Here is a 26,935-nt window from a genome sequence, read left to right as displayed (position 1 = left end):
CATGACGTACGACTCGCTCGTCAACCGCGGCGACTACTTCTCCGCGCACTACCTCGCCGAGGTGTTCCCGAAGGACCTCAAGTCGGGTCTCCTCACGACGTGGAAGGACCGTGAGGAGGCGGCCCACGACACGGAGACCGCCGAGGACGCACTGCCGGTGACTCCGCGCGTGGGTCTGCGCGAGCTGCGCCGACCGTACTTCCGCGCGCGGGCGTTGTTCGCGGAGGCCGCCGCCGAGCAGGACGACGCGACGACGTACGACTCGCCGGGGTGGCGTGAGCGGGCTGCCGAACTGAACTCGACGGTGCTGCGGGCGCTGGGCTACGACGCGAAGCCGCAGACGCTGACGGTGGAGCGCGCGGACCACACGTACGAGGTGCGGGTCGCGCACGCCGAGCAAGGGCTCGTGGCCCTGGACTGCGGCTGGGCGGCGGAGCCGGACGCGGCACTGGACCCGGACGGGCCGGGGCGACTGTTGCAGCGGGTCGCGTTGGAGGGGTCGGCCGAGCTCGCGACGGGCTCGAAGCTGGCGTCGTTCCTGTTCGCGTGCGAGGACGCACCGAGGTACGTGCTGCTGATGGTCGGCGGCGTGGTGGTGCTGGCCGACCGGGCGGCGTGGGGCGAGGGCCGCTATCTGGCGGCCTCCCTGGACGCGGCCCTGGAGCGCAACGACGTGCGCGCGGGCGGCGAACTCGACACACTGGCCGCCCTGTTCGGCGCGGACTCGCTCCGGACGCCGGAGGAGGGCGGGGAGAACCCCCTAGCAGGGCTGGTCGACAAGTCGACGAAGCACGCCGTGGGTGTGTCCAGCGACCTGCGGGACGGGCTGCGCCTGTCGGTGGAGCTGATCGCGAACGAGGTCCTGGAGCGGCTCCGGGTGGCGGGGCTGCGCCCGGAGGATGTGAAGGAACTCCCGGAGCTGTCACGGCAGTTGACGAGGGAGTCGCTGCGGTACCTGTACCGGATCCTGTTCCTGCTGTACGCGGAGGCGCGGCCCGAGCTGGGCATCCTGCCGTCGGACTACCCGGAGTACCACCAGGGGTACGGGCTGGGGCGGCTGGGCGAGCTGGTGGCGGAACGGGACCTGGTGGGTGAGAAGGCCAGGGAGGGCTTCTACCTGTACGAGTCCCTCGACCTGCTCTTCCGGAAGGTGCAGGAGGGTTACCGCTCGCGGCGCACGCATGGCGAGGTGGAGGAGGCTGTCTCGGAGGACATCGGCCTGCGCTTCGAGCCGCTCCACTCCAAGCTCTTCGAGTCGGAGTCCATCCGCCTGATCGGCGCCCGCACGGTCGAGGACCCGCGCTTCGACGAGGACGAGACCGGCGAGGTGCGGTACATCGACACCCGCCTGCGCAACGCCACCCTGTACCGCGTCCTGCGCCTGCTGATGCTCACCCGCGGCAAGAAGGGCGAGCGCGGCGGCTTCATCTCCTACGCGCAGCTCGGCATCAACCAACTCGGCGCGGTGTACGAGGGGTTGATGTCGTACTCCGGATTCGTGGCGAGCGAGGAGCTGTACGAGGTCGCCAAGGGCGGCGATCCCAAGGACGGCTCCTGGCTGGTGCCGGCGTCGAAGGCCGACGAGTACGCGGACTCGGTCTTCGTGCGGAGGAAGGACGAGGAGACCGGCGAGGAGGTACGGGTCCGGTATCGGCCGGGGTCGTTCGTGTACCGGCTGTCGGGGCGGGACCGGCAGACGTCGGCGTCGTACTACACACCGGAGTCGCTGACGAAGGTGACGGTACAGCTGGCGTTGCAGCACCGCCTCGACCAGGACGGCACGGTGACCGAGGCGCGGGAGCTGCTGGACTGGAAGATCTGCGAACCGGCGCTCGGCTCGGGCGCGTTCCTCAACGAGGCGATCAACCAGGTCGCGGCGGAGTATCTGCGGCGACGGCAGGACGAGCTGCGTATCTCGATCGACACGGAGAAGTACGCCGTCGAGTTGCAGAAGGTAAAGGCGTACGTCGCGCTGCACAACTCCTATGGCGTGGACCTGAATTCGACGGCCGTGGAGCTGGCGGAGGTCTCCCTGTGGCTCAACACGATGCACCCCGGCATGGAGGCGCCGTGGTTCGGGCTGCACTTGAGGAGGGGTAACTCGCTGATCGGCGGCCGGCGGGAGGTCTACCCGGAGGAGCGGCTGAAGAAGGGTGGCTGGCTGGGGGCCACGCCGGAGCGCTTCCCGCTGACGGAGGCGGAGTCGGCGGGCGGCCCTGGTCTGCCTTCGGGTGCGGTGCATCATTTCCTGCTGCCCGCGAAGGAGTGGGGCGCGGTCGCCGCCGAGAAGGAGGCCAGGGCGCTGGCACCGGAGGAGGCGAAGGCGCTGGGCGCCTGGCGGAAGGCGATCACCAAGTCGCCGTCGAAGAAGCAGATGGAGCGGTTGCAGGGGCTGGCCCGGCGGGTCGAGTACCTGTGGGGGCTTGTCGTACGGCGCCTGGAGATCTCCGAGCGGGACATCTCGCGGCGGATCGATGTGTGGGGCGCGGAGGACGGGTGGCTGAGGTCGCCTGAGGTGGCCGTGCAGCGGGAGAAGGTGCTGGCCGATCTTGAGGGGGTCGATACGCCGTATTGGCGTCTGAAGACGCTGATGGACGCGTGGTGTGCGCTGTGGTTCTGGCCGGTGCAGAGCGCTGCGCTGCTGGACGGTTCGCATGAGGTGTTCCAGCGGGGCGTCGAGCTGGTTGAGAAGGTGGCGGCCGGTGATGACGACGGCGTGTTGATGTCGTGGGAGGCGGAGGCGCTTCCCGGGTTCGGCGCCGAGTCCGAGCAGTTGAGTCTCACGCGGGACGCTGTGGAGCGGCGGCGGGCCGGGCGGCGCAAGGAGCAGGTGCCGGAGCGGCGGCGGGCGGTTGTCTCGCTGACGGACTTGGACGACTGGCTGGAGTTCGCGGAGTCGTTGCTTGGGCGACGGGATGTTCCGGGGGACTCGCTGGTGTCCGAGTTCGAGCGGCTGGATGAGCTGGAGACGTATGAGGATGCGCTGCCGGATCTGATGGGCATGGAGGGGGCCCATCGGTTGGAGGAGCGGTATCCGTGGGCTGCGGTGGCGCGGGATGTTTCAGGGCAACAGGGGTTCTTTCATTGGGATTTGGAGTTCGCGCAGGTATTTACGCGGGGTGGGTTTGATTTGCAGGTGGGGAATCCGCCTTGGGTTCGGCCTCGGTGGGAAGAGGACGTCGTACTGGCCGAGATAGAGCCGTGGTTCGCACTCGTCAACAAGCCTGGCGCTACAGAATGGAAGCTACGGAGAGAGGAAGTAATTACACACAGCGCAAGCAACGCAGAGTACTACTTGACAGAAATCGCCTCCAATGTCGGAGCTGTCTCTGCGCTAAGCAGTCCAGCAACGTACCCATTCTTGACAGGAACTCAACCTGACCTCTATCGCGCATTCATGTGCCGCACATGGGACTCTAACGCGCCAGCCGGAATCATCGGACTCATCCACCCCGATTCTCATTTTGCAGGAAACAAAGAGGGTCGCCTTCGAGCCGCCACTTATCGCCACCTCCGAATTCACGCCCATTTCCAGAATCTTCGCCTGCTATTCAGCGAGGTAACCTGGACCAAGGAATTCGGAGTGCATATCTATGGAACTCTCCAAGAGGTATCTTTCACCCATGTCAGTTGGCTATTCGACCCTGCACCTCTGATCAACTCATTCTCTCACGACGGCAACGGGCCGTTCCCCCGTATCAAACACGAGGGACATTGGGACCTTCGCCCTCATAGCGCCCGCCTGGTGGAAGTTAATGAGAGTGTCCTAACACGGTGGCAACGCCTCGCAGGCGAGGAGAGCAGCCCCATCCTTGAGACGCGTCTGCTGTATCCAGTCAGCACAGCTGAGCAGAACGCGATCGACGCGCTCGCAGTGACCGCGGTGCGTCTCGCAGATTACAAACCAGCTATCACGCGCGGTTTGGACGAAAAGGGAGCCAAGGACGCAGGCCTTATCCGCTGGGAGACAGTCCACCCTAAGGACTGGAAAGACGTGATCCTGCGCGGTCCCCAGATTTCGATCGCGACCCCCTTCGCCAAGCAACCGCCTAACACGTCCCGCGTTGACCCACCTGTACGGATTACCGATCTCCATCCTGCCAGCGTGCCGTCCAGCGATTACCAACGCGCCTGCAGCATCAGCGATTTCCTCGCGGCACAGGACCAATGGAACGGCCGACCATACACAGAATATTTCCGTGCCGCATGGCGAGAGATGATCCCTTCGGCCACTGAGCGCAGCCTCTTCGTGGCGCTCATCCCTCCGGGCCCGTCACACATCCACGGCATGCGAAGTATGGCATGCTCAAATAACCGCACAACCGCCCTAACCGCAGGCTTTTGGTCTACATTGCCCGTGGACTACGCCGTGCGCATCACGGGACGTGGACATCTAGACGTTGCAGATGCTCGCACACTTCCCGCACCGACTTCAGAGCATCCTCTCGCGGACGCACTCCTATTGCGCACTCTTCGCCTTAACTGCCTCACCTCGGCCTATGCCCCCCTCTGGTCGGAACTGTATAAATTGACGTGGCCTGCCTATGAGGACTGGTCTTATCCCTGGCCAGGGATGCGCCCACTTGCCAGGAATATCACCCCCGAATGGGGGCCAGAAACACCTCTGCGATCGGAGCGCGAGCGCCGTGCCGCATTGGTTGAGCTTGATGCCCTTGTAGCCGTATGGCTAGGAATCAGCGCTGACGAACTTGTGGCGATCTACCTCTCTCGTTTCCCTCAACTCGTTGGATATGAAAGCGAGATGCAGTTCGATGCCAAGGGGCGCCGCCTCGCCGACAACTACAACGCTTACGGCCACGGCCAGACCAAGCAGGACTACCTCGACCTCATGGCCCACCTGGACGACCCGGAGAACACCCCACCCCCGGCTGGCTACCAAGCCCCCTTCTACAAGGCGGACCGAGAAGCCGAAATGCGTGCCGCCCACGCCCACTTCCAGTCCCGCCTGGACGCCGAGATCGCAGCCGGCCGCTGGACCCCGTAGACGCGCCGGTGCCCCGTGACCAACTGTGAACGGTCACGGGGCACTGGAACGGTCACGCTTCGCTCTACACAATGTGCTGAGCGGCGAATCCAACGAACTCAGTCCAGGTGCTCGGCGCGATGCTCAACTCCGGGCCCGCCTTGTCCTTCGAGTCCCGCACATGCAGGGCCCCAGCCCAAGCGGCGACCTCGACGCACTCGCCGCCCGAGCCCGTGCTGTAACTGCTCTTGCACCAGGCCGACTCAGGCACCGACCGTCCGGGCTTCTCGACGTTCATCTCTCTCCAAGCAACTTCTCGACGAGGGCCAGCGACTCGCGCGGAGTGAGTGCCTGCGCCCGCAGGATGCCGTACTGCTCCTCGATCTCCCGCACCGACCTCCGCTCCGTGTAGAGACGGCTGTCCTTGTACGCCTCCACGTACGCGATCCTCTGCCCTTCCTGCGTCTCGATCAAGCTGAACGGGCCATCCAATCCAGCATGCTCTTCCCGCTCGATCGGCATCACCTGGATTTCGACGTTCCGATGCTGGCCGCACAGCAGGATCTGCTCCAACTGGCCGCGCATCACGGCCCATCCGCCCAGCGGACGGCGTAGGACGAACTCCTCGATGACGAAGCTGATGGTGGGCATCGGGGTGCGGGAGAAGATCTCCTGACGTGCCAGGCGGGCAGCCACCCGCTGACCGATGGTCTCCTCGTCCAACAGAGGCCGCCACATGGCGAACACCGCCCGCGCGTACTCCTCTGTCTGCAACAGGCCGGGCACCGCCTTCGTCGCGTACACGTGCCGGGCAACCGCCTTCGCCTCGTACCGCGCCGCATCCCGAAAGAACGCCGGATACTGCGCCCGCCCCACCTCCTCCTTCCCCGCCTTCAACACCCCACCCGCGCCCAGCACTTCATCAGCCCGGTCGATGAACTTGGGCGACGGAATCCGCCTCCCCTGCTCGAACGACGCGATCGTCGCCGCCGAGTACCCGGTCCGCGCCCCCAACTCCGCCCGGTCCATCCCCGCCCGTTCCCGGCACAGCTTCAACTGCCGCCCGAACACGAGCAGGATCCCCGCCCCGACCTCGCGCTCACCGCCGCCCGCGCCGTCCTCTTCCCGCTCCTCCAAGCCCGGCACCTCCCGTACGCCACCACCGACCGCCACGGCCACCGCTCCGGAGACCAACGCGCCCCGCGGAAGGCCGGTCACGCCTCACCGCGCGTACAACCGCACACCGGCCGCGTACAACCGGCATCCGTCAGCGCGTTACACCTGTTCAACGTTACGCACAGTCAGCAACCGTTGACCACATGAAGTCAGCAACTTCCCCACAAGGACACACACCGCACTCTCCGACCCCCACGCACGAGTTCGCCATGCGCTTCACCTCGACCCCACGCGGCGCCCGCCTGGCCCGGCGTCTCGTCTCGCACCGCCTCAACGACTGGGGCCACCCCTACACCTCACCCGCCAACGAGACCATGACCCTGATCGCCGCCGAGCTCACCGCGAACGCCGTCCAGCACGGCCACGTCCCCGGCCGCGACTTCCACCTGCGCCTCACGTTCGCGGAACCCGACGGCGTGCTCCGCGTCGAGGTCACGGACACCCGCACGGAGAGACTCCCGCCCCCGAGCGCACCGGCCCCAAGCACCGAGTCCGGCCGCGGCCTGCTCCTCGTAGAAGCGCTCGCGCACGACTGGGGCGTCACACCACGCACGGCGGCACCCGGCAAGACCGTATGGGCAGAGCTCCTTCTGCCGACGGCACCGACCGTGCCTTAGCCCAGACCCACGGCGGCCGCGAGGCCCTTCCCCCATGCTCCGGCCGGACCCGGCCAGGCGAGGGGCGTGAAGAGCGCGACCACCAGCAATACGAGCGACCCCACAGCCGATAGCTTCAGTGCGCCCATCACATAAGCATCCAAGGTCCAGGGCAGCTCATTGATCGCCTGAGCCACGAGCAGAAAAGTGAACCAATACGTCGCCAAACCCAGGACAACCGCCGAAATGGTGAACAGCACCATTCCCCACAGGGATGCATCAGATCCGTACGCGGCTCGGATCGATGTCACGACCAGCATTGGGGTACAGAGTAGGACGAGGCAGAGCACCCACACCAGACCGACCAGGAATCGCTGGACAGGGCCGAGGGGCTTCAGCGCGCGGGTCCTGACCGCCGTGGGGGAAGCCTTGGCCTTGGAGGACTTCCCCTGGGCACTCCCGCCGGACGGCTTCGCGGCGACCGGACGCCTCCCGTCATCGGAGTGTGGTACCAGCTGCCCCTCGATGACCTGCGTAGCGGCCGGCATTCCATCCGGCCCCGACATCTCCTCGCCGAGCAGCCGCAAATCATCGCGCACCCGGCCCAGTTGCTCCTCGGCCAGCTCCAGGAACTGCGTGAACTGCTCGCCCTCCTCACTCGGCGTCGCCGCAGGGGCCGCCGTCTCGGCATCGGTGCGGGCGACCGCCTCCGCCCTGGCCTGTTCCTGTTCCCGCCGCTCCTCAGCACGCCGCCGCAGGGCCAGTTCCGCTTGGGCCCGCGTGAGCAGTGCCTCCGCCTTCTCACGCTCGCGTACAGCGTCGCGCATCATCTGCTGCGTCTTCATGACGCGGAGTTCGGCGGCCCGCAACTGCTCCTGCATCTCGGCCAGCGCCTCGGCACGCCCCTCGGCCCTCGCCCGCCGCGCCTCCTCCTCCAGCTCCACGCAGCGGGCCTGCAGCTCGGCCTGGGTGAGGCTCAGCGTCCGGATCAGCAGGGTGACGCGCTCCTGGGTCAGCTCCAGGGCCGCGCCGCGCATCCCGGCCCGCACCAACTCCTGGGCCGTACCGCCGACTTCACCATGGAGGTGGAACTGCGCGATGTACTGGTTGTTCTGGGCCTGGTACACATGCGCGTTGTCCGAGGCGCGGCCCCGGATGTCGGCCTCTCTCCGGCGCTCCGGGCCGGGTGGCTCGATACCGCTCACCGTTCGGCATCCCCCGAGATCTTCGATCCACCGGGCCGCACACCCCTGACCCGACCACGCCAACCCACCCACGGTAACGCAACCGCCTTGGGGCTCATGGATGTTGTCTGTCCCGTTACGCCCCGCTCCTGCGTCGCTTCGGGTGCGAGCGACGCCGTTTCCTATACGGTGCCGGGACCGTCGAGGAAGCGAAGCAGCACGGCGGCCTCCGCGCGCAGCCGCGCGGCTCGGTCGGCGTGCGCGGGCGCCGTCAACTGCGCTGCGACCTCCAGTCGCTCGGCGGCTTCGGCGCGTACGACATCCACCACACCGCGCTCGCTCAGCTCACGCCGCGCTGCCTCGGTGGCGCCAACACCAACCGGCGACAGCTCAAGGGCCAAGCCGCGGAGCTCGGCTTCGCCCACGGACACCGCCTCAGCATTGTCCAGCGCAGCAAGTGTCGCGCGCAGGGCGCTCACCGCGGCCTTGTCACGGGCGCGCATCGCTTCCGGCAGTGCTTGACGCATACGAAGACGCAAAGACATGCCGGTGACCTTATGGCGGCGCCCCTGGACCCACAACGCGATATACGCAGGGCGCGCCGAGGGACGGGGGTTCGTGCCTTCTCCGGGACGGGCTATCCCACGCCCACGGCGGACACCAGGCCCCGCCCCCATGCGCCGAGCGGGCCGGGCAAGGTGAGGGGGGTCCAACAGGAGGCCAGCGTTACTGCGAATTCCACCAGAGCGAAGGCCAGGACTCCGGACAGGACAGCATCGCTTGGATTTCCAGCTTCGAGTGCCCACATCGCCAGACCATGGGTAAGTCCCCACGCTGCCAAGCCCACCAGAACCGTCACGATGGTGAACGGCACGACTTTCCAGAGAGACGCACCCGAAGCGTAGGCGGCTCGGACCGACGTGACGACGAACATCGGGATGCAGGCCGGGATCATGGCAAGCACGCACATCACACCGACCACGAATAGTTCGAAGAAGACCCAAGCGGGCGAAGCGGGCACAGGCACTGAACCGGACCGACCCGGCGTGGAAATCGCCCCGTCATCGGCGGGCCGGACGGGGACCGCCTCCCGGGGAGCCGGTGGCGCGCCTTCCGCGGGGTGCCGCAGCCCCTGACCCTCGATGACGCGGTCGGCGAGATTCCCACGGTTCTGTGTGGCCGTCTCCTCGCTCAGCCGCCGCAGATCGTTACGCACCGCGCCGAGTTCCGCCTCGGCTCTCTCCAGGATGTCGGTGAACTGCTCACCCTCCTCGTTCAGTTGGGCCGTGCGTGCCGGCTCGTCCTCGGCGCGCGGTGCTTGTCTCCGACGGGCTTCTCGCTCGTCCCGCCGCTCCTCGGCACGCCGTCGCAGAGCCAGTTCCTGTTGTGCCCGCGTGAGCAATGCCTGGGTCCTCTGACGCTCGCGCTCGGCTTCGCGCATCATCTGCTGCGCCTTCATGACGCGGAGTTCGGCCGCCCTCAGCTGCTCCTGCGCCTCGGCGAGCGCCTGAGCCCGCCCTTCGGCCATCGCCCGCCGTGCCTTCTCCTCCAACTCGGCGCAGCGCGCCTGCCACTCGCCCTGCGTGAGACTCAGTGCCCGGATCAGAAGGTCGACACGCTCCTGCGTATGCTCCAGGTCCCTCCCGTGCGTTCCGGCTTGCGCCGTCGCTCCTTCCGGAGCACCGGCGCCTCCGTGGAGGTGCACATGGGAGATGAACTGACTGCCCTTGGACTGGTAGACGTGCCCGTTGTCCGACGCGCTGCCCCATGTCTCAGGCTGTCGCCGGACTTCTCCTCCGGGGTCTTCCGCACCGCTCATGGTTCAGTGATGTGCTGAGTGATGTGCTGGTCACCCATCGACTGGTAGACGCTGGCGTTTCCCGAGGCACGCGCTTCCAGTCGTACGTCACCGCGGATCGCCTGCCGGGGCGGGGCCGAGGCCAACTGAGCCAACAGCGTGCGCAGTTCCTCGGCGGCACGAGGGTGCTCGCCGAGCAGTCCCGCGATTCGCTGCGCCCACTCCCTTGCGAGGCCCTCGCCGGCCTCGGCGTCTCCGCTCTCCGCGGCCGACAGCAGCGTCCGGCGCGACGCGTCCAGTTCTCGCCCGACCTCGTCCGTACCCTGTGGGCGGTACCGCTGCCACACGGTCACGATTCCGTCGCGGGTCTGCTGCCAGGCCTCGCCCACGAGGAGCGCCACGACCGCTGCCCCTGCCTCCCCTGCCAGAGTGAGCAGATACGGGTCCATGGGTACCCCCGAAATTCCGACCGACCGGGACATACGGTATCCCAACTGCCCTGGAACCAGGTGGTGTTGCGACGACCGTTCTGCATCCGGACGGCGGCGCACGATCTCTTGCGCCCCTCGCGTCACTCACGTGGCTCGGCGGCTCAGCTGGTTGACGACGAAGGCCGGGCTCTCCGTGACGAAAGAACGCGATTTCGGCCATGGGCTGCTCATACGAGCCGCGAATCGGGAGACGTTGTCAGACGTCCGCCATACGGTTGATCCGTACAACTACTGCAGCATCCTGGGGACGAAGGAGTGCGTCGCGAGACCGGCCCTGGCCGCGGCACAGGTCCGCGGCAGCTTGATCCAACTCACGACGACGTACCCTCGCCACCGCATCCGAAGCCCCCCATCAGGCAGAATCGACATGGACGTACACGGGGCCCACGGAGCCATTCCGTCGACCGAACGGGACGCGAGGACACATGTCGCTGGAGGACAGCACCGGCAGCCGCGCGGCGGCGCGGGAGCAGCAGTCGCTGTTCAGCCGCTACCAGGACGACGCCTCCGCCGAGGACAGCGGCGGCTTCCGGGTGGAGGTCGGCGCGGACGGCCGGGGCACCGACGTGGAGCTGGAGCTGCCCGATCCGGAGGCGGAGGAGAGCGCGGACCGGATCACGGCACCGTACGACCCGTCCAAGATCGAGATCCAGACCAGTAACCCGACCATCAACCTGTTGATGTCCCGGCTGAGCAACGGCATGATCGACCTCGCCCCGGACTTCCAGCGACGTGCCGGGATCTGGTCGGACGAGCAGCAGAGTCGGCTGATCGAGTCGCTGCTGCTGCGTATCCCGATCCCGTCCTTCTACGCTGCCGAGCTCGACGACGCCTCGTGGGCGCAGGACAGCTCGTGGGCCATCGTCGACGGCATTCAGCGACTGACGGCGATCGCCCGCTTCATCGCGCCGCAGGCCCTCGCGGAGGTGGCCGGGATCGACGCGGGGCCGCTGCGTCTGCGGGGGCTGGAGTATCTGCGGGACAGCTTCGAGGGCAAGGGCTACAACGACCTCTCCGGGCGGCTGCAGATCCGGCTGAACGAGACGCAGGTCGTCGTGCACGTCATCCGGCCCGGGACGCCGGAAGAGGTCAAGTTCAACATCTTCGCCCGGATCAACACCGGGGGGCTGCCGCTCACCCGGCAGGAGATCCGGCACGCCCTGGTTCCGGGGCCGGCCCGGCAGCTGCTGTCGTCGCTCGCCGAGTCGGTGGAGTTCCGGACCGCGACGAGCGACGGCGTCTACAGCGAGCGTATGGCCGACCGGGAGATGGTGCTGCGCACCCTGGCCTTCCGGCTGACGCCGCCCGCCTCGTTCAAGGCGCAGGACTTCGACCAGTTCCTCGCGCTCACCATGCGGCAGATCAACCGGCTCTCGCCCGAGGAGCGGGACGCCCACGCCCTCGACTTCAAAAAGGCCATGCTGACGGCCTGGGGGATCTTCGACGGGCACGCCTTCCGCAAGCTCTACCCAGGTCAGACACGCCGCTCGCCGGTCAACAAGGCCATCTTCGAGACGGTCGCGGTGAACCTCGCCGAACTCTCCGACGACGAGCGCGCCACGCTGGTAGCGTCCCGCGAGAAGGTGATCGAGGGCTTCCAACAGCTCATGACCGACCGGGACTTCGAGCGGGCCGTGTCCGTGGGGACAGGTGACCGCGCCAAGGTCGTCACGCGGTTCGGGCGGGTCCGCGATCTCTTCCGTACCATCCTGGAGAGCGACGGGGGCGGCGCGCGGTGATCGACCAGTTGTCACTACGCAATTTCAAGGCGTTCCGGTCGGCGGACATCCGGCTCGCCCCGGTCACCCTGCTCACCGGCCTCAACTCCTCCGGGAAGAGCACGGTCCTGCAGGCCCTCGCCATGCTGCGCCAGTCGTACGAGTCGGGCACCCTGTACCCCACCGACGAGGAGTCGCCGTACAGGGGCTTCCTGCTGGACGGCGATCTGGTGGAGCTGGGGACCGGGCAGGACGCGCTCCACGAGGACTTCGGGCCCACGGAGGGACTACCCGGCCCGGTGATCACCGTGGAGTGCCGTACAGACCAAGGACGGACATACTCGTGGTCGGCCGGGTACGCGCCAGAGCAGGATGTGCTGCCTCTTCTCAGCTGGAAGGGCGGACCGGTGTACTGGGACGACGCCCCGTTGTTCTCACGGGGCTTCCAGTACCTCAAGGCCGACCGCATCACGCCGGCCACCAGTTACCCCCGGTCCCACCACCAGGCGATCGGCCTCGGCTTCCTCGGTGCGCGCGGCGAACACACCGTCAACTTCCTGCGGCACCATGCCCAGGACGTCGTGCCGGACGGTCCGCTGCGCCATCGCGAGGCGCGCGCCCACACGCTCCTGGACCAGGTCGTGGCATGGATGCAGGAGCTGTGCCCGGGGGTCAACCTGGAGGCGACGGAGATCCCCGGGATGGACTCCGTCCGGCTCAGCTACGGGTTCGGCGGCACGACCGGCCTGAACTCCTCACGCCGGCGCCGCCCCACCAACGTCGGCTTCGGTCTCACCTATGCCCTGCCGATCGTCGTGGCCTGTCTGACGGCGACGCCGGACAGCCTGATCCTCCTCGAGAATCCCGAGGCCCATCTCCATCCACGTGGTCAGTCCCGGATGGCCGCACTGATCGCCGCCGCCGCGTCCGCCGGGGGGCAGCTGATCGTGGAGACGCACAGCGACCACGTCCTCGACGGCACCCGCCTCGCCGTCAAGCAGGGCCGGCTGAAGGCCGTGGACACCGCCATCCACTACTTCCGGGGCAACGGCGCCGGCGTGGAGATCGTCTCCCCGGTCGTCGGCGAGGACGGCGCGCTCTCCGAATGGCCCGAGGGCTTCTTCGACGAGTCCGACAACACCCTCGACCAGCTTCTCGGCTGAGCGCCTCGCTCACTGCCGGCATTTCTCACACGCCAGGGGGCGCATCAGTGGTGCTGATGATCTTCAACGAGAAATCCTGTGTCTCCGAGTCCTCGAAGGACGAGGCGGGGCAGGCCATGCGCGACTTCATCAAGGTCTGCCGGGAGATCTGGAGGATCCACCGCGGTTCGACACTGGTGAGCGAAGTCCGCCTGGAGGACATCGAGTTGGCCCCCGGCTACTATCTCCGGCAGTGGCGCAACGAGCCGGGGAACCACGACGCCTGGCAGTTCATGCGCAAGGTGCTGCAACGCAAGGCCCCATTGTCCGGCGTACTGCCCAAGCCCCAGGACGACCAGGACAGCGAATACCGCCACGAGGGCGTCCAGGTGCTCGGCCTGGCCGCCGCGCACATCATGAAGTCACAGTCCCTGGCGGTCAGTCTGCTCACAGCCCCCTGCTGGGACGTGCCCTGGGTCAAGGTGGAATACGAACTCCTCGACGAGGACGGCCACATCGAGGACACCGCAGACGTCAGACACGCCGCGTCCCGCGCCCATACCGCGGAACACGAGGAGTGGATCCGCAAGACCGCGGCGGCCTCCGCGACGACGGGCGCGGACGTGTGGTCCAAGCGCCAGGACCTCTTCCCGTACCTCCAGTTCGCGCCCGGCGTGGAGAAGAACCTCAGGGAACTGCCAGGCGTGGCGGTCACCTCCGTGGGCGAGGAACTGCGCCGCCTGAACACGGCCGCCGAGGCATGGCGCCCCGGCGAGGCGGAGCCGCCCTGGGCCGTCAAGGTCGTCCCCGAGAGCGACACCCGCATCAACCTCGGCCTCTGCGAATTCACCGACTGCGACGGCGTCAAGCGACTGTTCAGCCTCCACGTCCGCTACAACCCGGCACCGGGCCGCATCCACTTCCGGCTGATCGGCGAGGAGGGGAAGATCCGCATCGGCTACGTCGGCCGAAAGCGGCTGGAGGACGGGGTGCCGCGCAGGGCGCGCTGACGAGCGCATACAGACACTCCGCGCCCGCATGTCAGGGAGAAGATCCGGCCAACCTGCCCGATCGAGGCCTCACCCGCGACAAGCCTCGTGCGTGCCGCGTTCGTTCTGGGTACAACTGGCCTACGCGCGAGGCCGGTTCTTCAGCCTCAGCTCGAACACGGCTCGGGGGGCGGTAGTTGAAGAAGGCGAGCGCATCAGGTCCGGAAATACCGATCTCTCTCGTGGACGCCGCTTCCGCCGGTCCACCCGGGACCACTCAGGTGACCCGGCACTTGTGTGCGGCGGCCTACAACCATCCGCCCTTCCGGAACAAGGTGATCCACGAGCTCGTCGACAGGCATGAGCACGTGCTGGCTCCCTCATTCGGTGTCGATGTCGTGGCAGTCGTATGGCATTGCCTGCGGGCCCGCCGCATCGAGGCATTGCGTGAGGTCGCCGTACTCGCGGTCTACCTGATATCCGCCCTGATCCAGCCCGGCCCGACGCTACTCGTCGCGTACGTCTCGGCCGCGGTCCGCGCCCCGCAATGGAGAACCGACTACCGCAAGAAGAAGAGGCTGACGGCAAAGACCCCTCCCTCTTCATGGCCGGACCACTACCTCACCGTGGCGGCCCTCGCCCTCAACGCGTTCCTCGCTCCGCTCCTCTACCTCCTCATGCTGATCGCCTTGGTGGCGCCGAACGCAGCGTTCTTCACAGCGCACTCAGGCGATGATTCCGCCGTCGCGCGTCTCGTGACCAGCCTGGCCGATGCCACATCGGGCCCCTCTCTCGTGGTTCTCCCGGCGCTGTTCGCACTGATCACTTTTGCGGTACGCGCCGTTCGCGAGCGAACCAGAGATCTCATCGCGCACAGCGACGACTTGCGTCCCGCGCTTCCCCTCGAATCCTCCGGTGGGCTCGCCAGGTTGCAAGGCCCTTTCACAACGGCACTGCTCCGGTTGCGGCGTCAACAGCTGAAGACGCACGTCATGTACGGATTCGCTGTCTTTCTGGGCGCCGGGCTGGAGCACTCCTCGTGGTCCTTCGCCTCACACCTGCGGCCCGAGAAGGCTGGTGACGCGCCTGTCGGACCATTACTGAAGAACGACGAACCGATCGACGCCATACGCGAGGGAATGCTCGGCTTCCGGAAGACGGAGGCCAGCACGGGTGACCGACTGTCGGAGATCGTGGTCACGGACTACGTGTACTCGCCGTCCGGCCATGCCGCGTACGTGAACGAACCAGCCGCGCGGGAGGTCGCGATCAAGTCCGACGAGCTGGTGCGGCACTTCCTGGGTATACGGGTCGGCTCCTGGGACGACGACGTCATCGTCTCCACTTTCGTACGAGCGAGTACGCACGGGGGCATCCTCTACCTCGAAGTCATCGTGCACGTCCTACTGCCCGTCAAAAGCGCCTACCGCAAGCCCGTTGCGCGGGTCGAGCAGGGGGCCAACCGTTACGCGGTGCTCGACATACCGGCCAACATCACCCGTGCGATTCCCCGCAACACCTGGTGGCTGCTCCGTTCCGTAGGTGCCGCCGCCAGGGAGGAAAACGCCAAAGAAGGGGATTCCAACCCCGTGTTCAGCGTGCGGCACGAGGCTGCCACATGGCGGCACGATCACTACTTCCAGCGCCTCGACGCGGAGCGCTACATCAAGACGGTCGAGCGGCGGATCGTGTCCTCGATCAAGGATCTACTCAAGGAGAAGAAGATCAGCGCCGATGAGTTCGCCGCCGCAGCCGATCAGGTCATCAACAACGGAATCATGATTTCCGGCGGCACCTTCATGCGCAACAACTTCAACACCGGCGACAGCGCCCAGCAGTACCAGGCGGCCAGTTCCGAAGCGAACCCCGCACCAGCGGCACAGAGTTGAGGAGCACATCATGTCCGAGGTGAACGAGAATTCCGGCTTTGTCATCACCGGGGGAAGCATCAGCGGCAGCAACCTCTCGACCGGCGACAACGTCACACAACAAATCGGCGACACTGGTTCGTCCCAAGATGCGTTGAAGCAGGCATTCGAACTCATCGAACAGATACGAGGCTCGCTCTCTGCGGAATCAGACAGCACACTGCGTGAGGAGATCGCGGACAGCCTCGACGACACGACCGATGCCCTCAACTCCCAGTCGTCCTCCGACGAATCCACGTGGCGTCGGCGGCTGGACCGAATCAGCCGTGCAGTAGGACGCCTCGGCGAACGCGCCACGTCCCTCACGGAGCCCCTTGGCCAGCTCGCCGGCGCCGTCGCGGTCGTTGCCGGAATCGCCGGGCACTGATCAACTACCTTCTGGCCGGTTCACAGCACCTCTCCCCGCGCGATCTGGGTCGCGACGAAGCTCATGTGCTGGGTGTGCCCTGCTCTGATCCAAGTCTCCGCGTTCCCTGAGCCCTTGGAGCCCTCCCCTCGTGCGCACTCGTCCAACCAGCGCTCGCCGTCGCTGAAGTCGGCACCGCGAAACGCCTCGGACCCGGTGATCCAGCGGGCCGTGCCCCGAACCCGGCCCACCCGATCACTTCCTCTGGTGGGCACCCGCCCGATGAGGAAGCCGTCCGACGCGGTGTACCGCATCAGCCCCCACGGCGGCCCAAGAGCCCGCACATGAGGGAGGTTCGCGCTGAACGCGTGCTCCACCGAGTAATCGCCGTAGACCAGAGCTCTCGGGAAAGCCAGGCGGGCAGCACGCACCGCCCGGTAGAGCTGTCTGTCGTAGCGCGGAGCGACGTAGGCGACCTCCGCGCCGGGGCTGTCGTGCAGGCGCGGGAAAGCGCCGGAGGTCAGGACGATCGTCCGCCACGTGACGAGCGTGCCCATCAGGTCGAGGGCCACGATGGCCTTCTTGCTCGTCTCCGCCGCATCCGCCACCGCGCCCACGTCGAGGATGAGGTCCAGCTGCGAGGGCGGCAGGCAGAGCCGATCGATCAGGCTCAGCAGCTCCGTCGGCTGAGGCTCGTCCGGCGGGGTGTCGACCAGGACGCGTATTCCGATGCCGCGCCCGCTGAGGAAGGCGAGGTCGGCGGCGTAGCGCTGGAGCGTGGGGTCTCGTTCCGGGCCGGTCACCAGCCGTAGGCCACTGCGGGTCATCAGCCGCCACAGACTCACCGCGGTCCCGTGGAGACTGCCATCGACATGGACGGGGTCCACCCAGCCGGGCATCCCGTCCGTCGCCTCGATCAGCTGGTCCATGCGCGGAGTGAGCCAGCGGTCGAGTGCGGCCTGGTCACGGTCCGGACTCTGAACCGGTACAGCACTCTCGCCGCGCGTACGCTCCCGGCCGGTGTACGGCACGAGCGTCCACAACGGCGCGATACGTCGCCGTATCCGCACATCCAGTTCCGCATACGCGTTCCAAGCATCCCGCCGTGCGGGCAGTACCGGTACATAGATCGGCTCGACCATCGCGGCTCCCCCAGACCCCGCTGCATCGCCGTATCACCCCTGGTTGAAGCGTGAAGTGGAACGTTCGGTGACGAAAGAACGCGGTTTCGGCCAAGGACCGCTCATATGAGCCGCGAATCGGGAGACGCTGTCAGATGCCCGCTATACGGTTGATCCGCACAACTTCCTGGGGACGAAGGAGTACGTCGTGAGGCCGACCCTGGCCGCCGCACAGGTCCGTGGCAGCTTGATCCAATACCTCACGACGACATACGCCCTCACCGACGGAGACACGCGCCTGGCGTTGGAGCGCTTCCTCGGGCACCCCGAGACGGGCATCTTCCGCGGCCCGTACCTGCGCATCAGGACGCCGTTCCACAAGGCCGACGACGGCTGGCAGCAGCATCTTGAGTGGGCGCCCGGCTTTCCGCCGTACCGGCACCAGGCCAAGGCGTGGGAACGGTTGAGCACTCTGCACGGGCCGGCGCAGCCCACGCTGATCACCACGGGGACCGGCTCCGGCAAGACCGAGTCCTTCCTCGTGCCCGTGCTCGACCACTGCCGGCGGGAGAAGGCGCGTGGGAGGCGCGGGGTCAAGGCAGTCCTGCTGTACCCGATGAACGCGCTCGCCACCGACCAGGCGGGGCGCATCGGCGACTATCTCGCGCAGCCGGAACTCGCCCAGGTCACCGCCGGGCTGTACATCGGTGACCGGCCCGACACCGACTTCCGGCGGGTGCTGACCCGGCGCGAGGAGATGCGGCTCACACCTCCCGATGTGCTGATCACCAACTACAAGATGCTCGATCTGCTGTTGCAGCGCGGAGAGGACCAACCTCTGTGGAAGGGCGCCGACATCGCGTTCGTGGTGCTCGACGAGTTCCACACGTATGACGGGGCCCAGGGCACCGACGTCGCGATGCTGCTGCGCCGGCTGGCCTCGGCCACCGGGCAGAGCAGGCCGGGGCGGCCGCTGGGGGCGATCTGTCCCGTTGCGACGTCCGCGACCCTCGGCGAAGGCGGCTCCGGCGGCCGGGACGGCAGCATCCTCGATGTGGCGGCCCAGGTCTTCGGGCTGCCGTTCGCGCCGGACGCCGTGATCGGTGAAGAGCGCATGTCCGCCGTGCAGTTCACCGGGGAAGTGGACTACGAGCTGCCCGAGCCGCCAAGCCCGAAGGATGTCATCGAGTTCTCCGGCGGCCCCGGCGTGGAAGCCCGTCCCGACCTGCTGGACCTCAACGGGCTGGCAGAAAAGCTTCTCGGGCGGCGCGGGCTCGACGCGTTCCAGCTCGGCAGGCTGCTCAAGCGGCACGACTTCACCCACGGTGTGCTGTGGCTCCTGGACGGCGAGCCGCTCGGCGAGTGGGAACTACGGGACCGGATGAGCCGGTTCGGGTATGCGTGGGCGCGGGCCGCACGGGAGAATCCGAGGCTCGTGCTGCAGGCCCTGTCGCGTTTCGTGGCGTTGCTGTCCGCCGCGCGGGATCCGGAGTCGGACGAGAAGCGGCCCCGGCCCCTGCTGCACATCGAGGCCCACCTGTGGGTGCGGCCCGTCACGCGCGTGCTGCGCGGTGTGGGGCCGACGCCGGAGTTCCGCTGGTACGAGGACGACCGGACCGCGGCACGCAGAGCGGCCCTCGCCGCACCTCCCGCGGGTGGTGACGAGGACGAGCGGTCGTCCGGGTCATGGCCCTCCGGTGACGCCCGGCGGGCGCGGGCGCAGCCCGGGACGGACACGGCGGTGCGGCCCGCGGCCGTACATCTGCCCGCCGTCTACTGCCGCAACTGCGGACGGTCCGGGTGGGCCGCACTGTCCCCGGAAGCCGATCCGCAGCAGCTGGTGATGGCGCAGGACAAGGTGTGGCGCGCGGGAATCGGCCGCGACAAGCGGCGCATCCGGTACTTCATCGCCGCCACTCCCGCCGAGCGGGACGAGGCACTGGGCGCCCTCACCGGCGCCAGGGCGTCGTCGGGAAGCGGCGTCGACCCGCTCTCCGTCGTCGTGCTGGACGGCGCCCAGGGGACGTACCGGCTGCCGACGGCCGCGGACCGCGACGAGCTGCAGGACGGCTGGTTCGCGCTGGCCATCACCGACAAGAAGTCCGCGGACCGAGCGGCCGTCGACGACCGCTGCCCGGCTTGCAACACGGACAACGGGATCCGGTTCCTCGGTACGTCGCTCGCTGCCCTGGCCTCGGCCACGGTCACCCAGCTGTTCACGGGCGGCGACATCGCGCTCGTCCCGGAGGAGCGCAAGACGCTGCTCTTCAACGACTCGACGCAGGACGCCGCGCACCGGGCGGGCTACGTCGCCAACGCCTCGTACAAGTTCTCCTTGCGGTCGCTGCTCGCGCACGCCCTCGACGGCTCCCCGGAGCCACTGGCGCTCAACGACCTGATCGGGAACGTCCTCGACTCCGTCGACGACCCGCAGGCACTGGCCGCCGTGGTGCCGCCCGACCTGCACGACGAGCCCGGTGTGGACCGGCTGCTGTCCGGGCGGGGTACCGGGGACGCCCGTACGTGGAAGCTCATCGGTGAGCGGCTGGCCTTCGCCACCGTCATGGAGTTCGGTCTGCGCTCGCGTCAGGGGCGCACCCTGGAGCTCACCCGCACCGCCGCCGCCGAGGTCGCCGTCGAGGACCCGGAGCGGCTCACCGCCCTCGCGCGTGATCTGCATCTTTCCCTGCCCGGCCAGTTGGTCGCGGTGGGAGGGCTGCCGACACCCGAGCGCTATCTGGCGTTCGTCCGCGGGCTGCTGGAGCGGGTACGGCAGCGCGGAGGCGTCCGGCACCGGTGGCTGGAGCCGTGGATGCGGGACGCGGGTGTCACCCGGTTCAAGGTGTGGGGCGGGCGGCCGGACGGCATGCCGGCCTTCCCGGACGGGGTGGCGGCTCCGCGGTTCCTGCTCGACGGGCCCAAGGAGAAGTCGACCTTCGACGCGGCCACCGGCAGGCTCGGCTGGTACCAGGACTGGACCCGGCGCTGCCTCGGCCTGGACGCGGCCGGTGCGAGCGAGTACCTGCGCCGGCTCCTGCCCGTGCTGGCGGAGGAGCATGTGCTCGCGGTGCGCACGGCGCAGGACCGGACCACCAAGGTCTACGGCCTCCAGCCCGGGCACATCGAGGTGCGCCTGCTGGACGACGCGGTGGTCAACAAGGCGTTCGTCAGCTGCGCGGACTGCGGCTGGGAGCAGGTCGTGCTGCCCGAGCGCCGGACCCGCTGGTACGGGCATCCGTGCCCGCGCTACCGCTGCCCGGGGATGCTGCGGCCTCCACAGGCAGACGTCTCCGTCAGCGCCACCAGCACGTCCGGCAGCTTCGGCGGCTCCCGGGAGCGCGACTACCAGAACGACTACTACCGGCGCCTGTATCTGACGGGCGGCACGTTCCGTGTGGTCACGGCGGAGCACACGGGCATGCTCACCCGCCCGCAGCGCGAACGCGTCGAACGGACGTTTCGCGAGGGCACGCACTACACGGACCCGAACGTGCTCTCCTGCACGCCCACCCTCGAACTCGGCATCGACATCGGTGACTTGTCGGCCGTCCTGCTCGGGTCCCTTCCGAAGGGTCCCGCGAACTATGTGCAGCGGGCGGGACGAGCAGGCCGCAAGACGGGCAATGCGCTGGTGGTCGCGTTCGGTGGCCGACGCGCCCGCGACCTCTACTACCTGGACGAGCCGCGGGAGATGATCGCCGGAGACATCGTTCCGCCTGGCTGCTATCTGTCCGCGGTGGAGATCCTGCGCCGCCAGTACACGGCGCACCTGCTGGATCTCGCGGCTCGCGGCTCACTCGCCACGGCGGACGGGGAGCAGCTCCAGCCCGCCCCGCGGCTCGTGTCGGCGCTCTTCGGCACCACCGGCTGGTGCCAGGATCTCGCGGACGCCGCGCTCACCCATGGCGCGCGTCTGGTCGAGGACTTCCTGACCCTGTTCCCTGTCGGCGGGCCGGACGGCTCGGGAGTCTCCGATCACGCCGCCGACGAACTGCGCACGTACGCCACGAGCGGGATCGTCCGCGCCCTGCAGGAAGCCGAAGAGGACTGGACGGGACGGCGTGAGGAACTGCGGCGGCGCATCGCTGCCATCGACAGCGCGATGGAAGCCCTCGTGCGCTCCGATCCCGAGCAGGACCGCGAATACCGGGAGTTGCTGGCGGAGCGCCGTGCCACCGGGGACCTGCTGCGCGAGCTGAGCCAGACCAGCGCTCACGGCGCGCTCGTGGATCTCGGTCTCCTGCCGAACTACAGCCTCGCCGACACGACGACCCAACTGGAGGCCACCCTCTACTGGACCGAGGAGCAGGCCGAGGACGGCGACGGCGAGGCCGCCGGCTCGAAGAAGACGTACCGCAGCGAAGTACGCGACTACGAGCGCTCCCGCAGGCTGTCCCTCTCCGAACTCGCCCCCGGCAACAGCTTCTACGTCAACGGCTACCGGCACGTCGTACGGGCCCTGGACATCGGCAGCCCGGATCGGCGCGCCTGGTCGGTGTGGCGGCTCTGCCCGGCGTGCGGCTACGTGCGCACCGAGAACGCCAGAACGGACACCACGCCGTGTCCACGCTGCGGCGGACGGGAGATCGCCGACGCCGGGTGCGTCCAGTACGTCCTGGAGCCCAAGCGCGTCATCGCCCGCGACAAACGCGACGACGCCAGGGTCCGGGACGACAAGGACGAGCGGGACCGCCGCCGCTACGCGATGCTCACGACCGTCGACATCGATCCGGTGCATCTGGCACCCGGCTCGTGGCGGCACCAAACGGCCGTCTTCGGCATCGACTTCACCAGGCGCGCCGTCATCAGGACCCTGAACCTGGGGCTCGACCGGCAGGACGGCAGCAGCACCGTGCCCGTCGCGGGGGACGACGTCCGACTCAACCCCTTCTACGTGTGCACGAGTTGCGGCGGTGCCACCGCTGACGGGCGCCCCGTCGTGGACCAGCCCTCGGGCGCGCTCACCGAGTCCCTGGCCGCGAGCAACAAGGCGAGCGCCCACCATCTGCTGTGGTGCCCGCGCCGCAAGACACGGGACGCGGGCGACCGGCAGGGCAAGGGCCAGGACGTGCCGCTGCTGCTCGCCCACGAGCTGGTCACCGAGGCCGTACGCATCCTGCTCCCGGCGTCCGTCGCCCGTGCCAAGGAGCGGCTGGCGTCCTTCACCGCCGCTCTGTTCGTGGGCATCGCCGCGCGGTACGGGGGCGACCCCGACCACATCGACATCGCCTCCGCCTCGATGCCCGACGGCGGCGACGCCGACTGGCCCCGGCGCTTCCTCGTGGTCTACGACCGGCTGCCGGGCGGCACGGGATATCTCCACCGGCTGGCGTCGGCCGACGGTTTCCGCGAGGTGCTGCTGAAGGCACGCGAGGTCATCGAGAGCTGCCCCTGCATCGAGAAGGGCATGGACGGCTGCCACCGGTGTCTTCTTCGCCGCGTCCCGGCGAGCGACTACGACCGCGTGAGCCGCAACGAAGTCCGCCAGATGCTCGACGAGTTGCTCGGCAAGACCGGTGAGGGATGGAAGACCTCTCCGGTGACCGCCACACACCAGATCCCACTGGAACGGCAGGCCGAGAGCGACCTCGAGGTCATGTTCATCGAGACGCTCAAGGACTGGGCGAAGCATCCCGACTCGCGCGCCAGCGCCGACGTGTACACGACCACGGCCGGTACGTACTCGCTGGATCTCAGGCTGACCGGCGCGGACGGCAGCACACTCAGTTGGCGTGTCTCCCAGCAGCGGGCGCTGGACGGAACGCGTCCGGACGTCCTCTTCGAACGCCTCGACGCCCCCGGACCACGACTCGCGCTCTACCTCGACGGCTACGAGTTCCACGCCACCGCCAAGCACAACCGGCTGGCCGACGACGCCAACAAGCGCACCCGGCTGCGCGCCGAGGGCCTGCGGGTCTTCCAGCTCACGTACTTCGACGTGAAGGAGTGGCGCACCCGAGTGCGCGACACCGGCTACGCCGCCGTCGGATCTCCGGATCCGGTCTGGCAGCCCTATGGGGACATCGGCACGCAACAGGCGAGGAAGTACTACGACGAGGTGCGAAGCGGCCTGCCGGGCGAGCTCGCCCACACCGTCTGGATCAACCCGGCGGATCTGCTGCTCTCCTACCTGCGCTCGCCGGACGCCGACGCATGGCTGGCACGCGCGGAAGCGGCCGTCGCCGGCCTCACCGGGACCCGGCCGAACATGGCGGCCGTCTCCGAGGAGGCCGTGGGCACCCAGCTCACGGCAGCCCTGCACGGCACGCCGCCCCAGGGCCGGGGCGGGCCCCTGCGCATCCTCGCCGCGGTGGACCGGTCGGGCTGTGCCGTGACGGCTGTGGCGGACGCACGGCACAAGCCGCCCGCGTGGACGGCCGCCACCGTGCTGGACGACAGCCCGGCGGCCGTCGCCGACACGGACGCTCACCGGAAGCGCTGGCGGGCGTGGCTGTACTGGAGCAATCTGCTGCAGTTCCTGGAGCACGGCGGAGGAGACAGTGCCCAGCTGACCACGAGCCTGCTGGACGGCTTCTCGGCCGACACCCTCGCGGTGACCGGTGGCTCCGGCTGGCTCGCCTCCACCCGGATCGATCTCGGGATCGGCACCGAAGAGCCCGTCGTGCAGCGCGACGTCCGAGAAGTTCCTGAAGCAGCACCGGCCGCAACAGAACCGAACGGAACCATGTCGGACGGCACCGCCTGGGACACCGTGCTGGAGTACCTCGATCCGGACGAGCCCGGACTCCAGCTGCTGGCGGTGGCACTCGCCTCGATGGCGGCGCCCGCACCCGTCGACGGCTTCGAGCTCGACGACCGTGGCTGGCTGGCCGAGCTCGCCTGGCCGGACTGCAAGGTCGGTGTCGTGCTCGCTCCCCGTCCCGTCGGCTCCGAACCGGACTACGAGGCCCAGGACCGGGACGCGGCCTTCGCCGCCGCGGGATGGGACGTGCGCCCCGCGAGCGACTGGACGGCCAGGGAGTTGGCGGAACGGCTGGCGGTGCAACCATCCGCGCCCGTCAGGAATCGTGATCGGCAAGAAGACGGAACCACCGGAACGACCCACGGGGAGCCCCACCGATGAACACCACGAGTGTGACCCTGCGTCTGCTCGACAAGGCCGACAAGGAGATCCTGAAGCTCCCCCGCTCGGTCAAGGGCGCCCTCTACGACTTCCAGCACAAGTTCAAGGCGAATCCGCAGGCCACGGGTCTCCAGCTGAAGCAGCTGAAGGGCGACAGCAGACTGTGGTCCGCGCGCGTGAACGACGAGTACCGCGCCCTGCTGCTGCACCTCGCCGACACCGACTGGCTGATCGTCTCCGTCAAGCACCGCAAAGAGGTCTACGAGAACCTCGACCGCTTCTCCTACGGCATCAACCAGGTCACCGGCGCCATCGAGTACGTCGACCTGCAGGTCGTCGAGGAGAGCGTCCTCAGGCGGACGGCCCCCACGCGGCCGGAGCCAACGCCCCGTGTCCAGCCCGAACTCCCGCAGCCGGCACCGCTGTTCGCGCGGTTCTCGGACCAGCAGCTCTCCGACCTCGGCGTGGCCGAGCCGCTCGTACCGGTGATCCGCACGCTCACCACCGAGGAGCAGCTGCTCGGGCTCATCGAGTACGCACCCCAGCTGACCGGCGAGATCCTGCTCTACCTCTTCGACGGCAAGTCGTACGACTACGTACTGGAACAGGTGACGGCCCCGGTCGCAGCGCCCGAGCCGGTCGACACCGAGGACTTCCAGACCGCCGCCGAGCGCCCGGCGACGATGGTCACGACCACGGACGAGGCGCTGCGCGAGGCCCTGGAAGGCGAGGACTTCGGGCGCTGGAAGGTTTTCCTGCACCCCACGCAGTCCAAGCTGGTCGAGCGGGACTACTCGGGCCCGGCCCGCGTCGGCGGCGGCCCGGGGACGGGCAAGACCATCGTCGCCCTGCACCGCGTGAAGCATCTGGTCGAGCAACTCCCCCAAGGCCGCAACAAGCAGGTGCTGCTGACCACGTACAACAAGAATCTCGCGGCGGACCTCCGCGCACGGCTGCTGGAACTCGGTGGCGAACAGCTGCTGTCACGCGTGGACATCAGCCATGTCGACCAACTGGCCTTGCGCGTGGTCCGGGAGGCCGAGCCCGGCAGCACCAAGCAGACGATCGACGACAACCAGGTGCTTCGCGAGTGGCGTGCCATGCTCGACGAGCTCGGTGACACGGCCTGGGACGCGGAATTCCTCCACGACGAGTGGACCCAGGTGATCCTCGGCCAGGCAGTCGCATCCCGTACCGACTATTTCCGTGCCCGCCGCGCCGGGCGGGGCAGGAACATCACCCGGCCGGAGCGAGCCGAAATCTGGCAACTGGCCGAGAAGTTCACCCAGCGACTGGACCGTCTCGGCCGACAGACGTGGGCGCAGGTCGCCGAACGGGCCGCGCGGCTGGAGATGGAGCGCGAACGACGCATGCAGACCGTCGAGCGGCAGCGTGCGGAACATGGCGGCCTGGACAACATCCACCTCCAGGACGGTTCCGCGGGATGGCTCCGGTACCGCTATCGGCACATCGTCGTGGACGAGGCCCAGGACCTTCGGCCTGGGCACTGGAAGATGCTGCGCGCCATGGTCGCGAGAGACCGCAATGACATCTTTCTCGTGGGCGACACACACCAGCGCATCTACAACAACCAGGTGACGCTGGGCAGCCTCGGCATCAACATCCGCGGCCGGTCCGCCAAGCTCACGCTCAGCTACCGGACGACCAGGCAGATCCTCGGCTCGGCACTAGGAGTGTTGAGCGGTGAGTCGTTCGACGACCTTGACGGCAACGAGGAGAACCTGGCCGGATACAGGTCCGTTCTGAGCGGAGCATTGCCCGAACTCCACCCGAACACCGACTGGGAAGCCGAACGCGAGGCGATCACCGAGCAGATCACACAGTGGGACGACATCCCCCTTGAGCAGATCGCCATTTGCGTGCCCACGAACGCCATGGCTCAACAAGTCGCTGTGTCGTTGGCCCACTCCGGCATCCGCGCTGTGGAGATCGGCCCGGACGGCCCACGCGGCGACGAGGGAGTGCACATCGGCACGATGTTCCGGTTCAAGGGACTCGAATACCAGCGCATGATCATCGCCGGGGTGACCGAAGGCCTGGTACCGCGCACGGAGGTGATCCGCATGCAGCGCACCGACGCACTGCGCTACCGACGCGAACTCCAGCGGGCTCGCTCACTCCTCTTCGTCGCGGCCACCCGTTCGCGCGATTCACTTGCGATCTTCTGGCACGGTGCGCCCAGCCGCTTCCTGGAGCCGCTGCTGGCGACCTAGCCGGTGGCGGTGACACGTTCGAAGAGCGCCTCGGCACCGGAGAGGGCGACAGCCAGCGCACCGGGCTGCCGCCCCATAGCGACGGGAAATTGGGGTGCGGGCACGGGCGGCGGGGCGGACCATCGGTGAGTTGTCGACCTTCCA

General features: G+C 68.1%; 16 protein-coding genes. 9 read left to right on the top strand and 7 right to left on the bottom strand.

Annotated features, from left to right (window positions below; translation table 11 throughout):
* Position 1: 1 nt before the first annotated feature.
* Positions 2-5,005 carry a class I SAM-dependent DNA methyltransferase gene (locus tag ACWC09_RS39160; protein WP_450855817.1) on the top strand — a complete coding sequence of 1,668 codons (5,004 nt, stop codon included), beginning with the start codon at positions 2-4 and terminating at the stop codon, positions 5,003-5,005.
* A gap of 64 nt (positions 5,006-5,069) precedes the next feature.
* Here the strand turns inward: ACWC09_RS39160 and ACWC09_RS39155 are convergent, their stop codons facing one another.
* Both ACWC09_RS39155 and ACWC09_RS39150 read right to left on the bottom strand, forming a co-directional pair.
* The gene (locus tag ACWC09_RS39155; protein ID WP_450855816.1) at positions 5,070-5,282 is read right to left on the bottom strand and encodes a DUF397 domain-containing protein; all 213 of its coding nucleotides are present in this window, start codon (positions 5,280-5,282) and stop codon (positions 5,070-5,072) included.
* A complete protein-coding gene (locus ACWC09_RS39150; protein WP_450855830.1) occupies positions 5,279-6,130 on the bottom strand; it encodes a helix-turn-helix domain-containing protein in 852 nt (283 codons plus the stop codon). Before ACWC09_RS39150 ends, ACWC09_RS39155 begins: the two co-directional genes overlap by 4 nt.
* A 239-nt stretch (positions 6,131-6,369) precedes the next feature.
* Between ACWC09_RS39150 and ACWC09_RS39145 the strand changes: the two genes are divergently transcribed.
* Complete coding sequence (locus ACWC09_RS39145; RefSeq protein WP_450855829.1) at positions 6,370-6,777, top strand: ATP-binding protein; 408 nt, start codon at positions 6,370-6,372, stop codon at positions 6,775-6,777.
* On the opposite strand, the gene ACWC09_RS39140 is transcribed toward ACWC09_RS39145, so the two are convergent.
* The 4 genes from ACWC09_RS39140 to ACWC09_RS39125 all read right to left on the bottom strand — a co-directional run bounded on the left by ACWC09_RS39140 (position 6,774) and on the right by ACWC09_RS39125 (position 10,187).
* Positions 6,774-7,961, bottom strand: a complete 1,188-nt coding sequence (locus ACWC09_RS39140; protein WP_450855815.1) for a hypothetical protein — start codon at positions 7,959-7,961, stop codon at positions 6,774-6,776. The genes ACWC09_RS39145 and ACWC09_RS39140 overlap by 4 nt on opposite strands.
* A gap of 161 nt (positions 7,962-8,122) precedes the next feature.
* The gene (locus ACWC09_RS39135) at positions 8,123-8,443 is read right to left on the bottom strand and encodes a hypothetical protein (protein ID WP_450855828.1); all 321 of its coding nucleotides are present in this window, start codon (positions 8,441-8,443) and stop codon (positions 8,123-8,125) included.
* 134 nt (positions 8,444-8,577) lie between these two features.
* Entirely contained in the window at positions 8,578-9,759 is a 1,182-nt protein-coding gene (locus ACWC09_RS39130; protein ID WP_450855814.1) for a hypothetical protein, read from the bottom strand.
* A complete protein-coding gene (locus ACWC09_RS39125) occupies positions 9,756-10,187 on the bottom strand; it encodes a hypothetical protein (protein ID WP_450855813.1) in 432 nt (143 codons plus the stop codon). The genes ACWC09_RS39130 and ACWC09_RS39125 overlap by 4 nt, the downstream gene beginning before the upstream one ends.
* Before the next feature lie 467 nt (positions 10,188-10,654).
* Here ACWC09_RS39125 and ACWC09_RS39120 point away from each other — a divergent pair, with 467 nt between their 5' ends.
* From ACWC09_RS39120 to ACWC09_RS39100, 5 genes are all read left to right on the top strand, one after another.
* Positions 10,655-11,968 carry a DUF262 domain-containing protein gene (locus ACWC09_RS39120; protein ID WP_450855812.1) on the top strand — a complete coding sequence of 438 codons (1,314 nt, stop codon included), beginning with the start codon at positions 10,655-10,657 and terminating at the stop codon, positions 11,966-11,968.
* 8 nt (positions 11,969-11,976) lie between these two features.
* Entirely contained in the window at positions 11,977-13,110 is a 1,134-nt protein-coding gene (locus ACWC09_RS39115; RefSeq protein WP_450855811.1) for an AAA family ATPase, read from the top strand.
* A gap of 47 nt (positions 13,111-13,157) precedes the next feature.
* The gene (locus ACWC09_RS39110; protein WP_450855810.1) at positions 13,158-14,099 is read left to right on the top strand and encodes a hypothetical protein; all 942 of its coding nucleotides are present in this window, start codon (positions 13,158-13,160) and stop codon (positions 14,097-14,099) included.
* A gap of 221 nt (positions 14,100-14,320) precedes the next feature.
* A complete protein-coding gene (locus ACWC09_RS39105; protein ID WP_450855809.1) occupies positions 14,321-15,967 on the top strand; it encodes a hypothetical protein in 1,647 nt (548 codons plus the stop codon).
* A 10-nt stretch (positions 15,968-15,977) separates the two neighbouring features.
* Positions 15,978-16,373 carry a hypothetical protein gene (locus ACWC09_RS39100; protein ID WP_450855808.1) on the top strand — a complete coding sequence of 132 codons (396 nt, stop codon included), beginning with the start codon at positions 15,978-15,980 and terminating at the stop codon, positions 16,371-16,373.
* 20 nt (positions 16,374-16,393) lie between these two features.
* Here the strand turns inward: ACWC09_RS39100 and ACWC09_RS39095 are convergent, their stop codons facing one another.
* Complete coding sequence (locus ACWC09_RS39095) at positions 16,394-17,494, bottom strand: beta family protein (RefSeq protein WP_450855807.1); 1,101 nt, start codon at positions 17,492-17,494, stop codon at positions 16,394-16,396.
* Positions 17,495-17,681: 187 nt separating this feature from the next.
* On the opposite strand from ACWC09_RS39095, the gene ACWC09_RS39090 reads away from it, so the two are divergent.
* Complete coding sequence (locus tag ACWC09_RS39090; RefSeq protein ID WP_450855806.1) at positions 17,682-24,557, top strand: DEAD/DEAH box helicase; 6,876 nt, start codon at positions 17,682-17,684, stop codon at positions 24,555-24,557.
* The gene (locus ACWC09_RS39085) at positions 24,554-26,791 is read left to right on the top strand and encodes a UvrD-helicase domain-containing protein (RefSeq protein ID WP_450855805.1); all 2,238 of its coding nucleotides are present in this window, start codon (positions 24,554-24,556) and stop codon (positions 26,789-26,791) included. The genes ACWC09_RS39090 and ACWC09_RS39085 overlap by 4 nt, the downstream gene beginning before the upstream one ends.
* Positions 26,792-26,935 lie beyond the last annotated feature (144 nt).

This window comes from Streptomyces sp. NPDC001617 (assembly GCF_053596855.1).
Note: the sequence above shows the minus strand (reverse complement) of the source record. Positions and strands in the feature narration are given on the sequence as shown.